The 11,726-nt window shown below is 62.1% G+C and carries 11 protein-coding genes; 8 read left to right on the top strand and 3 right to left on the bottom strand.

Annotated features, from left to right (window positions below; genetic code table 11):
- Nucleotides 1-23 precede the first annotated feature (23 nt).
- Complete coding sequence (locus IMX17_RS10975; RefSeq protein WP_182265122.1) at nucleotides 24-677, top strand: fimbria/pilus periplasmic chaperone; 654 nt, start codon at nucleotides 24-26, stop codon at nucleotides 675-677.
- Here the strand turns inward: IMX17_RS10975 and IMX17_RS10970 are convergent.
- Complete coding sequence (locus IMX17_RS10970) at nucleotides 674-2,140, bottom strand: ATP-binding protein (protein ID WP_046896955.1); 1,467 nt, start codon at nucleotides 2,138-2,140, stop codon at nucleotides 674-676. The two genes, IMX17_RS10975 and IMX17_RS10970, sit on opposite strands and share 4 nt — an antisense overlap.
- Before the next feature lie 3 nt (nucleotides 2,141-2,143).
- Nucleotides 2,144-2,857 (bottom strand): response regulator transcription factor, encoded by a 714-nt coding sequence (locus IMX17_RS10965; RefSeq protein WP_016928494.1) that lies wholly within the window; start codon nucleotides 2,855-2,857, stop codon nucleotides 2,144-2,146.
- Nucleotides 2,858-3,008: 151 nt separating this feature from the next.
- Here IMX17_RS10965 and IMX17_RS10960 point away from each other — a divergent pair, with 151 nt between their 5' ends.
- The 4 genes from IMX17_RS10960 (at nucleotide 3,009) to IMX17_RS10945 (ending at nucleotide 5,292) form a co-directional block, all read left to right on the top strand.
- A complete protein-coding gene (locus IMX17_RS10960; RefSeq protein ID WP_046896957.1) occupies nucleotides 3,009-3,620 on the top strand; it encodes a cytochrome b/b6 domain-containing protein in 612 nt (203 codons plus the stop codon).
- Between the two features lie 10 nt (nucleotides 3,621-3,630).
- Nucleotides 3,631-4,407: a molybdopterin-dependent oxidoreductase gene (locus tag IMX17_RS10955; RefSeq protein ID WP_046896958.1), complete on the top strand. Its 777-nt coding sequence runs from the start codon at nucleotides 3,631-3,633 to the stop codon at nucleotides 4,405-4,407.
- Between the two features lie 59 nt (nucleotides 4,408-4,466).
- Nucleotides 4,467-4,757, top strand: a complete 291-nt coding sequence (locus tag IMX17_RS10950; RefSeq protein WP_046896959.1) for a pentapeptide MXKDX repeat protein — start codon at nucleotides 4,467-4,469, stop codon at nucleotides 4,755-4,757.
- A gap of 64 nt (nucleotides 4,758-4,821) precedes the next feature.
- Nucleotides 4,822-5,292: a YkgB family protein gene (locus IMX17_RS10945; protein ID WP_004939115.1), complete on the top strand. Its 471-nt coding sequence runs from the start codon at nucleotides 4,822-4,824 to the stop codon at nucleotides 5,290-5,292.
- Between the two features lie 44 nt (nucleotides 5,293-5,336).
- On the opposite strand, the gene IMX17_RS10940 is transcribed toward IMX17_RS10945, so the two are convergent.
- Complete coding sequence (locus IMX17_RS10940; protein WP_004939112.1) at nucleotides 5,337-7,376, bottom strand: choline transporter; 2,040 nt, start codon at nucleotides 7,374-7,376, stop codon at nucleotides 5,337-5,339.
- Between the two features lie 400 nt (nucleotides 7,377-7,776).
- Between IMX17_RS10940 and betI the strand changes: the two genes are divergently transcribed.
- The 3 genes from betI to betA all read left to right on the top strand — a co-directional run bounded on the left by betI (nucleotide 7,777) and on the right by betA (nucleotide 11,671).
- Complete coding sequence (betI, locus tag IMX17_RS10935; RefSeq protein ID WP_033642409.1) at nucleotides 7,777-8,379, top strand: transcriptional regulator BetI; 603 nt, start codon at nucleotides 7,777-7,779, stop codon at nucleotides 8,377-8,379.
- A 14-nt stretch (nucleotides 8,380-8,393) separates the two neighbouring features.
- Nucleotides 8,394-9,866 carry a betaine-aldehyde dehydrogenase gene (gene betB / locus IMX17_RS10930; RefSeq protein WP_046896960.1) on the top strand — a complete coding sequence of 491 codons (1,473 nt, stop codon included), beginning with the start codon at nucleotides 8,394-8,396 and terminating at the stop codon, nucleotides 9,864-9,866.
- 137 nt (nucleotides 9,867-10,003) lie between these two features.
- Nucleotides 10,004-11,671, top strand: coding sequence for a choline dehydrogenase (betA, locus tag IMX17_RS10925; protein WP_046896961.1), 1,668 nt, complete (start codon nucleotides 10,004-10,006; stop codon nucleotides 11,669-11,671).
- Nucleotides 11,672-11,726: the final 55 nt, after the last annotated feature.

The following is an 11,726-nucleotide window of genomic DNA, read 5'->3' as shown; positions in this document are numbered from 1 at the left end:
GAACGGCCGTGAAACGTGTGCTGATGGGGTTGCTATGTTTGTCCTTCACGTTGACAGCCGCCGCGATCAATGTCGGCACCCTGACGTTTGCCATGGATCAGGACAGCGCACTCACCGCCAAGCGGGTGTTGAATAACAACCGCAGTGCGCGTCTGTATCAGGTGAGCATTCGCGCCATCGATCGGCCGGGAGAGCGTGAGGTGCGCAGCCGGCCGGCGGATGGCGAACTGCTGTTCGCACCGCGCCAGTTGATGCTGCAGGCCGGGCAGGCGGAGTACTACAAATTTTTCTATCATGGGCCGCAGGATAATCGTGAGCGTTATTACCGGGTGTCATTTCGCGAAGTGCCGACCCGATTGTTCGAGCCGGGGCTGCGTCAGGGCGCCGGCGTCAATCTGGAGCCGATTGTGGTGATGGACACCATATTGGTGGTGCGTCCACGCCAGGTAAACTTTGCCTATCGGCTCGATGCACAACGGGGAACGCTCACCAACACCGGCAATACCTACTTCAAGTTCTTGCTCAAGCCGGGCTGCAACAGCACGGATGAAGAGGGCGTTACCGAGTACCTGCGCCCCGGTGATACGCTGACTCACGCCGGCATTCGGCTTAAGGGGCAAAAATTCATTATCTATAACGACAAATTTATCAGCGTCGATCGCAGCTGCCTCGATTAACGCGGCGGAATGGCAAAGCGGAAGCAGGCGCCGCTTTGCGGTTGTTCGATCAGCTGAATGTCGCTGTCGTGCAGCTGCAGAATGCGCCGCACGATCATTAACCCCAGCCCGCCGGCGGGGCGTCGAGCGCCGCTCAGGACAGACGGCCGCACGAACAGATCGGCGCGCAGCGTCTGCGGAATGCCGGGGCCGCTGTCGCTGACCTGCACCATCACCTGGTCTTCCTGCCGCCACAGCCGCACGCCGATGTCGCCGCCGGGCGGCGTATGGCGAATGGCGTTGTCCAGCAGATTGGTCAGCACCCGCTCAATCATGCTGAGATCGGCGAACACCGGCGGCACGCCGGGGGCGATGTCGGCGTGCAGCCGCTGGTTGCGCGCCTCCGCCGCCAGCTCGAATTTCTGGAACACGTCCTGCAGCAGTTCGCTGAGGGAGAAGGGCTCTTTTTGTGGTTTCACCACGCCATATTCCAGCCGCGCCAGCTCGAACAGCTCCTGCGCCAGCTTGCCCACCTTGCGGCTCTGCGCCAGCGCGATCTCCAGATAGCGCCGCCGATCGGTGTCGCTCAGGGTGGCGGCCTTGACCGACAGCGTTTCCAGATAGCCGTGCAGCGAGGTGAGCGGGGTGCGCAGATCGTGCGAGACGTTGGCGATGAATTCGCGCCGCAGCCGATCCTGCTGCGCCAGCGTTTGCCACTGTTCGGCGAGGCGCTGCGCCATGCGGTGGAAGGCCTGTTGCAGCTGGCTCACCTCGTCGCGCCCGGCCGGCACCGCCGGTAGCGCCGCGTAGGCCTGCACCGCCTCAATGCCGCCGCTGTCCAGCGCATTGACCTGACGGGTCAGGCGCCGGATGGGGCGAGTGACCCAGTAGAACGCGAAACCGCCGGCCAGCAGGCTGAACAGCACCATCATCCCGGAGGTCCACAGCGCCATGCTGACCGCCGAGTTGAACTGGGCGTTGCTGGCCAGCGCCGTGTACTCTTCACCGAGCAAGACCACATACAGATAGCCCTCGACCCGGCCGTCGACCTTCAGCGGCGCAACGCTGAACACCTTGCGCCCGTCCGCGCTGCGCGGATCGTCGCCGTACACCGGCATCTGCGCGCCATCGAGCAGCGCCTGCAGCGGCGCCAGCGCGACCCGCTGCCGCTTCAGATGCCCGGCCGGCGCGGCGTTGCCAATGATTGCGCCCTGTTTGTCGAGCAGATAAACCTCAACGCTGGGGTTCACCGCCATCAGCTGGTCGAACAGGGTATGCACCGCCTGCGGATCCGGCCCGTTCACCCCCAGCAGCGGATTGCTGTCGGCGATATGCTGCGCCAGGTTGCCGGACAGGCGCTGGATCACCGCCTGGCTGTACTGGGTATTGCTGCGCACCTGCATCCAGCCGGAAAAGGCGCAGCCGATGACGATCAGCAGCGCGAAGATAATCGTGAGGCGTTGCGCTAACGTAAGGTTTTTCATGGCTCACTCTTGCGGCGCGGCCGCGAATTTATAGCCCATGCCCCACACCGTGAGGATGCGCTCGGGTTCCGCCGGGTTGCGCTCGATCTTGATGCGCAGCCGGTTGATATGGGTGTTGACGGTGTGCTCATACCCCTCGTGCTGATAGCCCCAGACCTGATTCAACAGGCTGAGGCGCGAGAACACCTGGCCCGGGTGGCGGGCGAAAAAGTACAGCAGGTCGAATTCGCGCGGCGTCAGCTCGATCGGCTGTTGGTGCAGGCGCACTTCGCGGGCGATGGGATCGATGGTCAGATCGTTGAAGCTGAGCGCGCCGGCGTCCATGCGCAGGTTGCGGCTCATCGCCTCCTGGCGGCGAAACAGCGCCTTGACCCGCGCCACCAGCTCCAGCATGGAAAAGGGTTTGGCCAGATAGTCGTCGGCGCCCAGCTCCAGCCCCAGCACGCGGTGCACCTCGCTGGAGCGCGCGCTGGTGATGATGATCGGCGTGTAGCGCGTCATGGTGCGCGCCCGGCGGCAAATCTCCAATCCGTCTACGCCCGGCAGCATCAGATCGAGGATCAAGGCGTCCCAGCCGCCCTGTTCCAGCATCGCCATGCCCTGATTGCCGTCGGCGGCGTGGCTGATGGCGTAACCCTCGTCACGCAGATGCAACTGCAGCAGCTCGGCGATGTCGCCGTCGTCCTCGACGATCAAAATTCGTTTTGGCTTGTCCATTCTCATTACCGCTGATTAGCCCGATTCTCTCTGAAGTCTACACAACCGCCACCGGCGGAGTTATCACATTTTATTTAACTTTGCGTGAGGTCTTGGGGAACAAATCCGGGGAATACTCGGTTCATCGCATCGTTAGCTGGCAGGAATCGTTATGAGCCTCACTCTCACCCCGGAACAACGACAGACCGTACATCCGCTGTGGCTGCGGTTAACGCATTGGCTGAATGCGCTGGCGATGCTGATCATGGTGACCAGCGGCTGGCGTATCTACAACGCTTCGCCGCTGTTCAACTTCAGCTTCTTCAACGAGCTGACGCTCGGCGGCTGGCTGGGCGGCGCGCTGCAGTGGCACTTCGCCGGCATGTGGCTGTTTGGCGTCAACGGGCTGTGTTACCTGCTGTTGAACCTCGCCAGCGGGCGCTTCAAACGCAAATATTGGCCGCTCAGCCCGAAGCAGTTTCTCGCCGATGTCGGCGCGGCGCTGCGCGGCAGGCTGCAGCACGCCGACCTGCGCCACTACAACATGGTGCAGCGCGTGGCCTATCTGTCGGTGATGCTCCTCGGCGTGATAAGCGCGCTGTCCGGACTGGTGCTGTGGAAATCGGTGCAGTTTCCGCTGCTGCGCACGCTGCTCGGCGGCTATGAGGCGGCGCGCTATATCCACTTTTTCGCCATGTCGGCGCTGGTGGCCTTCGTCGCGATCCATTTGGTGATGGTGGCGCTGGTGCCCCGCACGCTGCTGGCCATGCTGCGCGGACGTTAAGGAGTTCACGATGAAAAAGGATAAACCGATCATGACGATCGTTGAAGGGCAGGCGATCGTCAAAGAAGCGCAGCGCTTGTTGACCGCGTCGTCCCGCCGCCGCTTTCTGCGCAACGGCCTGACGCTGGGCGGTATCGCTATGCTTACCGGCTGCGATCTCAGCGGCAACGCCAACGTCGAGCAGGCGCTGAGCCGCATTTCGCGCCTCAACGATCGGGTGCAGGGCTGGCTGTTCAACGGCGATCGCCTGGCACCGGTCTACCCGGAGTCGATGATCACCCGGCCATTCCCGTTCAACGCCTTTTACGCCGAGGAGGAGGCGCCCGACATCAACGGCGACGACTATCGGCTGGAAGTGGCGGGGTTGGTGCAGGACAAGCGCGCCTGGAGCCTGCCGCAGCTGCATCGGATGGCGCAGGTTAGCCAGGTGACGCGTCATATTTGCGTCGAGGGTTGGAGCGCCATCGGCAAGTGGGGCGGCGTGCCGTTTGCCAACTTTCTAAAGGTAATCGGCGCGGATCTGAGCGCCCGCTACGTCAGCTTCAAATGCGCCGACGACTACTACACCAGTATCGACATGGCCACCGCGCTGCATCCGCAGACGATTATCGCGCTGACCTACGACGGCCAGATCTTGCCGCGCAAGTACGGCTATCCGATGAAGCTGCGCATGCCGACCAAGCTGGGCTACAAGAATCCGAAGCACATTCAGGTGATCGAGGTCACCAACCGCTTCCCGGGCGGTTACTGGGAAGACCAGGGTTACAACTGGTTTGGCGGCAGCTGAGGCGGCCGCCGACCATTCTCCGGCACTCCGGTGCCTTTGACATGACGGAAGGAAATACCATGAAAAAGTTATTCGCAATGATGATGTGCAGCGCGCTGATGCTGGGCGTAGCCGGCGCCAACGCCGCGGACGGCATGGGCAAAGACGCGATGAAAAAGGACGGCATGAGCCAGATGTCGCACGACGGCATGGCGAAAGACGGCATGAAAAAAGAGTGCATGGGCAAGGACTGCATGAAGAAAGACAAAATGGGCAAAGACGCCATGAAAAAGGATGGCATGGCGAAAGACAGTATGGCCAAAGACGGCATGAAGAAAGACGAGATGAAAAAGGACGCGATGGGGCACTAAGCCGCCTCACCCCGCGGCCGCAAGCGGCAAACCGCGGCGGCTGCGGGCAACATAAGGAGAGAGGATGATGTTGGCGACATGGCTGCGGCGCTTTCGGCGCTCGAACGGGGACGTTATCTTTATGCGCGCGGCGCTGGTGGTGATCTTTGCCGCCTTCGGTTACGCCAAATGGTTTGATTACGAGGCGCAGGGGCTGGTGCCGCTGATCGGCAACAGCCCGCTGCTGAGCTGGATGCATCAGGCGTTCGGCATTCGCGGCGCCAGTTATGCATTGGGCGTCGCCGAATGGAGCTTCGGTTTGCTGCTGCTGGCGGGGTTCTGGTCGCGGCGTCTGGGTTTGCTGGGGGCGATCGGATCGACGGTGACCTACCTGACCACGTTGACGCTGATCTTTTCCACGCCGGGCGCCTGGGAGCCATCCGCCGGCGGTTTTCCCGCCATGGCCGGCGCCACCAGCTTTTTAATCAAGGATCTGGTGTTGCTGGCCGGCTCCCTGGTGCTGCTGAAGGCCGATTTGCCGGCCGAGCAGGCATAAAAAAGGGCGTAGCCTGGCTACGCCCTCTGGTTATTTCTCGGCCGTCACATATCCGGGAAGGTCAGGGTGCCCCCCGGCGCTTCGCGATGAATGTGCAGGAAGTTCAGGTGCTTCTCGTACTGGTCGAGAATATCGCCAATCACCTGTTCCTTGCTGTAGTCCATCAGATCGTTGCCCTGGGTGCCTTCCATCAGGAAGGTTTCCAGCCGGTAGTAGTGCGACTTGCCGGAGCGGGCGCGGTAGGTGAAGCCCGGCACCGAGTAGCGCATCGGCCAGATCTGATAGATGAAGTTCTGTTCCTCGCCCAGGTGCACCAGCAGCTCCAGGTGGTTCAGGCGTTCGTCCTCGGTCGGCGGCACTTCGCTGAACTCCACCTTCGCGCCGCGCAACTCCAGCTCGCGCGCCACGTCCTGCATTGCCGGGCGGCAAACCTTATCCAACATTTTCTGCGTGTACTGCGTGCCCGGGTAGTTCATCACCCGCGACAGACGCTGTTTCCAGTTGAGCACGTCGTGGCTGGAGACTGGCACCGGCGCCAGGGTGCTGAGCGCGCTGGCCTTGCGGTAGTCCTCCACCCGCAGCGATTTGTACAGCCCGGCCATCACGAAGAAGATCACGAAGCTGAACGGCAGGCCCATGATCACCGTGGTTTTCTGCAACGCCGGCACGCCGTCGGTCATCAGCATGCCGATGGTCAGCAGGCCGATGGCCACCGACCAGAAAATCCGCAGCCAGTTCGGCGCATCATTATTGATGTCGGCCAGGCGCGAGGTGAAGTTACCCAGCACCAGCGAGCCGGAGTCCGCCGAGGTGACGTAGAACAGCAGGCCGGTGATGGTGGCCACCGAGGCGCTGAAGGTGAAGCCGGGGTATTGCGCCAGCAGGCTGTAGAAGCCGCGCTCCGGGAACTGCATCACTTCCTGCGCGAATTCCGCGTTGCCGTGAATGATCTGATACAGCGCGCTGTTGCCGAAGATAGACAGCCACAGCAGGGTGAACACGAACGGAATGATCAGCGTGCCGACCACGAACTGGCGAATGGTGCGCCCGCGCGAGATGCGCGCCAGGAACAGACCGACGAACGGCGACCACGCCACCCACCAGGCCCAGAAGAACAGCGTCCAGTTGTTCATCCACTCCACCGGCCGATCGAACGCGAAGCTGTTGAGCGTCATGCCCATAAAGCGGTTGACGTAATCGCCGACGTTAAGCACCAGCGCGTTGAGCAGGAACTCGGTGTCGCCGAAGAACAGCACGAACAGGATCAGGCCCAGCGCCAGCAGCACGTTCAGCTCGGACAGGATGCGGATGCCCTTGTTGACCCCCGAGGTGACCGAGATGGTGGCCATGATCACCGACAGCAGGATCAGCGAGCCCTGCACCGTCAGGTTTTCCGGGATCTCGAACAGCACCTTGAGGCCGTAGTTGAGCTGCACCACACCAATGCCCAGCGTGGTGGCGATGCCGAAGATGGTGCCGAGCACCGCGGCGATGTCCACGCTGTGGCCGATCGGGCCGTTGATGCGTTTACCGAAGATCGGGTACAGCGCCGAGCGGATGGTCAGCGGCAGATTGTAGCGATAGCTGAAGTAGCCGAGGGCGATGCCCATCAGCGCGTACATCGACCAGCCGGTCAGGCCGTAGTGGAACAGTGTCCAGACCATCGCCTGGCGGGCGGCCTCCAGCGTTTGCGCGTCGCCTTCCGGCGGCATCATGTACTGGGTCACCGGCTCGGCGACCGAGAAGAACATCAAATCGATGCCGATGCCGGCGGCGAACAGCATCGCCGCCCAACTCATCAGGCTGAACTCCGGTTTGGACTGTTCCGGCCCGAGCTTGATGGAACCGAAGCGCGAGGCGGCGATAAACACCACGAACACGATGTACAGCGTCGCCGCCAGCAGGTAGTACCAACCGAAGGTGGTCGACACCCAATTCAGCGTGCGGGTGATCCACTGCCCGGAGAAGTCGGTAAAAAAGATGGTCATCAGCGAGAAGGCCAGGATCAGCCCCGCCGAGGTGAAGAAAACCACAGGGTTGAGGCGGTCCTGCTGCGGTTTGGAGGAGGTTTCGCGTGTTGTCATCGTCATCCTCTGAACTGAGTAAAATCGTGCCGCTCCGCATTCTGGGGCGCGTTGGCGCATCCGGAAAACGGGCGAATGAAGGCGGCGGCCATCCCCACGGGAATGGCCTGAACGATGCCGCTTTCGCCTGCTTATGAAGCACCGGAGCGCTTCGCGGCGGGAACCGCTTACAGCCACTGATTTTGGTCAGATTCGTTAATTACCTCACAAAAATCAGCCAGTTCCACAACCAGAAAATACATTTTTTTAACCAGGCGGCAATAAAATATATGCAATTTTTATTGAACGTTCAATCAAAAAAAAGTTTAATAGTCCTCATGATGACCTGAATCACGGGCGAAACGGCAGTGAAATTTGCCCGCTGAGATAAGGCCGAAGTCGGTTTTGTGAGAGTCGAAATATGCCAAAGGTAGGAATGCAGCCAATCAGAAGGCAGCAGTTGATTGATGCCACGCTCGCCGCGGTAAACGAAGTGGGAATGCATGACGCCACCATCGCGCAGATTGCGCGGCGGGCCGGCGTTTCCAACGGCATCATCAGCCATTATTTCAAGGATAAGAACGGCCTGCTGGAAGCCACGATGCGCTATCTAATCAGCCATCTGGGCGAGGCGGTGAAGCTGCGGCTGCAGGCGCTGACCGACAACAGCCCGGCGGCGCGGTTGCAGGCGATCGTCGCCGGCAACTTCGACGACAGCCAGATCAACAGCGCGGCGATGAAGACCTGGCTGGCCTTTTGGGCCAGCAGTCTGTACCAGCCGCAGCTCAACCGCTTGCAACAGGTGAACGGCCGTCGGCTCTATTCCAACCTGTGCGCCGAGTTTCGCCGCGTTATGCCGCAGCCGCAGGCGCGGTTGGCGGCCAAGGGGCTGGCGGCGCTGATCGATGGGCTGTGGCTGCGCAGCGCGCTGCGCGGCTCCGCGTTCAATCAGGCGCAGGCGCTGGCGCTCACGACCGAATACATCACGTTCCAACTCCGGGGGCAAACGCCGCCCGGAGGATAACTCAAGGAGATCCTATGTCCCGTTTTGGCTTGCAGAAGCTCTATATTCATGGCGCCTATGTAGACAGCACCGCTGGAAAAACCTTCAACGCCATTAACCCGGCGAACGGCGAGGTTCTGGCTGAAGTCCAGTCCGCCGGCGCTGAAGACGTCGATCGTGCGGTGGCCAGTGCGGCCAGCGGGCAGAAGGTGTGGGCGGCGATGACGGCGATGGCGCGCTCGCGCATCCTGCGTCGCGCGGTGGATATTCTGCGCGAGCGCAACGATGAACTGGCGGCGCTGGAAACGCTGGATACCGGCAAAGCGATGTCGGAAACCACCGCGGTGGATATCGTCACCGGCGCTGACGTGCTGGAGTACTACGCCGGCCTGATCCCGGCCATTGAAGGCGAGCAGATCCCGCTGCGCGATACCTCGTTCGTCTACACCCGCCGCGAGCCGCTGGGCGTGGTGGCCGGCATCGGCGCCTGGAACTACCCGATTCAAATCGCGCTGTGGAAGTCCGCGCCGGCGCTGGCGGCGGGCAACGCGATGATCTTCAAGCCGAGTGAAGTCACGTCATTGACGGCGCTGAAGCTGGCGGAAATCTACACCGAAGCCGGCCTGCCGGACGGCGTGTTCAACGTGGTGACAGGCAGCGGGGCGGAAGTGGGGCAGTACCTGACCGACCATCCGGGCATCGCCAAAGTGTCCTTCACCGGCGGGGTGAAAACCGGCAAGAAGGTGATGGCCAACGCGTCGGGTTCGACGCTGAAGGAAGTCACCATGGAGTTGGGCGGCAAATCGCCGCTGATTATCTTCGACGACGCCGATCTGGATCGCGCCGCCGATATCGCCATGATGGCCAACTTCTACAGTTCCGGCCAGGTGTGCACCAACGGCACCCGCGTCTTCGTGCCGGCGGCGCTGCAGGCGCAGTTTGAGGCGAAAATCCTCGAGCGCGTGAAGCGCATTCGCCTCGGTGACCCGACCGATCCGCAAACCAACTTCGGGCCGCTGGTCAGCTTCGCGCACATGGAGTCGGTGCTGCGCTTTATCGAGAGCGGCAAAAACAGCGGCGCGCGCCTGCTGTGCGGCGGCGAACGCGTCACCCATGGCGAATTCGGCAAGGGCGCTTATGTGGCGCCGACGGTGTTCAGCGACTGCCGTGACGATATGGAAATCGTGCGCGAGGAGATCTTCGGGCCGGTGATGAGCATCCTTAGCTACCAGAACGAAGAGGAAGTGGTGCGCCGCGCCAACGACACCACCTTCGGCCTGGCCGCGGGCGTGGTGACCAACGATCTGGCCCGCGCGCACCGCGTGATCCACCAGCTGGAAGCCGGCATTTGCTGGATCAACACCTGGGGCGAGTCGGCGGCGGAAATGCCGGTCGGCGGCTACAAGCAGTCCGGCGTTGGCCGCGAGAACGGCCTGACGACGCTGGAACACTACACCCAGATCAAATCGGTGCAGGTCGAGCTGGGCGAATACGCCTCGGTATTCTGATCTTCCCGTCGTCTTTCGAGCCGCAGCCGCGTTGGCTGCGGCCGACAATCTCTAGAGCGCCCAAATACACAGCCTGTTGCCGAGCCGCGCTTCGCGTCTTTGCCTGACCAGGCCTCTATAAAGTAAGGAGATAATGAATGGAATTTGACTACATCATTATCGGTGCCGGTTCAGCCGGCAACGTGTTAGCCACCCGATTGACCGAGGACGCCGACGTCAGCGTCCTGCTGCTGGAAGCCGGCGGCCCGGATTACCGGATGGATTTCCGTACCCAGATGCCGGCCGCGCTGGCGTTTCCGCTGCAGGGCCGCCGCTATAACTGGGCGTATGAAACCGATCCTGAGCCGCACATGAATAACCGCCGGATGGAATGCGGCCGCGGCAAAGGGCTGGGCGGTTCGTCCCTGATCAACGGCATGTGTTACATTCGCGGCAACGCGATGGACTTCGACAACTGGGCCAAGGCGCCGGGTCTGGAAGACTGGACCTATCTGGACTGTCTGCCGTATTTCCGCAAGGCGGAAACGCGCGATATCGGCCCGAACGATTACCACGGCGGCGATGGCCCGGTGAGCGTCACCACGCCGAAGGCCGGTAACAACGAACTTTTCCACGCCATGGTGGAAGCCGGCGTGCAGGCGGGCTATCCGCGCACCGACGATCTGAACGGCTATCAGCAGGAAGGGTTCGGCCCGATGGACCGCACCGTGACGCCGAAAGGGCGCCGCGCCAGCACCGCCCGTGGTTATCTGGATCAGGCCCGTTCGCGGCCGAACCTGACGATCGTCACCCATGCGCTGACCGACCACATCGTGTTCGACGGCAAGCGTGCAGTGGGCGTTAACTATCTGCAGGGCGACAGCAATCAGCTGACCCATGCCAAAGCGCGCCGCGAAGTGCTGCTGTGCGCCGGCGCCATCGCCTCGCCGCAAATTCTGCAGCGTTCGGGCGTCGGCCCGGCGGCGCTGCTGAAAAGTCTGGACATCAACGTGGTGCACGATCTGCCGGGCGTCGGAGAGAACCTGCAGGACCACCTGGAGATGTATCTGCAGTACGCCTGTAAGAAACCAGTGTCGCTGTACCCGGCGTTGCAATGGTTCAATCAGCCGAAGATCGGCGCGGAATGGCTATTCAACGGCACCGGCGTCGGCGCCAGCAACCAGTTCGAGGCCGGCGGTTTCATCCGCAGCCGCGCAGAGTTCGCCTGGCCGAACATTCAGTATCACTTCCTGCCGGTGGCGATTAACTATAACGGCAGCAACGCGGTGAAAGAGCATGGCTTCCAGGCCCACGTCGGTTCGATGCGCTCGCCGAGCCGCGGCCGGGTGCAGGTGAAGTCGAAGGATCCGCGCCAGCACCCGAGCATTTTGTTCAACTACATGTCGACCGAACAGGATTGGCAGGAGTTCCGCGACGCTATCCGCATCACGCGCGAAATCATGGCGCAGCCTGCCCTGGACGAATACCGCGGCCGCGAGATCAGCCCAGGGCCGGAGGTGCAGACCGACGAGCAGCTGGACGCCTTCGTGCGCGAGCACGCCGAAACCGCCTTCCACCCGTCCTGCTCGTGCAAGATGGGCGAAGACGAGATGGCGGTGGTCGACGGCCAGGGCCGGGTGCACGGCATGGAAGGATTGCGGGTGGTGGATGCGTCAATCATGCCGCTGATCATTACCGGCAACCTGAACGCCACCACCATCATGATCGCCGAAAAGATCGCCGACCGCATTCGCCAGCGCGCGCCGCTGCCGCGCAGCACCGCCGACTACTACGTCGCCGGCGATGCGCCGGTGCGCAAGCAGTAACCGACACGCCCTCTCGCCGTTGAGGGGGAGGGCCGCCGTAGCAAGCAACCCCTCT

This window comes from Serratia sp. X3, from assembly GCF_014982455.1.
GTDB classification, from domain to species: domain Bacteria; phylum Pseudomonadota; class Gammaproteobacteria; order Enterobacterales; family Enterobacteriaceae; genus Serratia; species Serratia ureilytica.
This window is presented reverse-complemented; position numbering and strand designations above follow the sequence as displayed.

Bases quoted from the DNA above. Each gene is read 5' to 3' on its own strand.
- IMX17_RS10975 (WP_182265122.1), top strand. From the start codon at position 24: ATGGGGTTGCTATGTTTGTCCTTCACGTTGACAGCCGCCGCGATCAAT.
- IMX17_RS10970 (WP_046896955.1), bottom strand. From the start codon at position 2,140: ATGAAAAACCTTACGTTAGCGCAACGCCTCACGATTATCTTCGCGCTG.
- IMX17_RS10965 (WP_016928494.1), bottom strand. From the start codon at position 2,857: ATGGACAAGCCAAAACGAATTTTGATCGTCGAGGACGACGGCGACATC.
- IMX17_RS10960 (WP_046896957.1), top strand. From the start codon at position 3,009: ATGAGCCTCACTCTCACCCCGGAACAACGACAGACCGTACATCCGCTG.
- IMX17_RS10955 (WP_046896958.1), top strand. From the start codon at position 3,631: ATGAAAAAGGATAAACCGATCATGACGATCGTTGAAGGGCAGGCGATC.
- IMX17_RS10950 (WP_046896959.1), top strand. From the start codon at position 4,467: ATGAAAAAGTTATTCGCAATGATGATGTGCAGCGCGCTGATGCTGGGC.
- IMX17_RS10945 (WP_004939115.1), top strand. From the start codon at position 4,822: ATGATGTTGGCGACATGGCTGCGGCGCTTTCGGCGCTCGAACGGGGAC.
- IMX17_RS10940 (WP_004939112.1), bottom strand. From the start codon at position 7,376: ATGACAACACGCGAAACCTCCTCCAAACCGCAGCAGGACCGCCTCAAC.
- betI (WP_033642409.1), top strand. From the start codon at position 7,777: ATGCCAAAGGTAGGAATGCAGCCAATCAGAAGGCAGCAGTTGATTGAT.
- betB (WP_046896960.1), top strand. From the start codon at position 8,394: ATGTCCCGTTTTGGCTTGCAGAAGCTCTATATTCATGGCGCCTATGTA.
- betA (WP_046896961.1), top strand. From the start codon at position 10,004: ATGGAATTTGACTACATCATTATCGGTGCCGGTTCAGCCGGCAACGTG.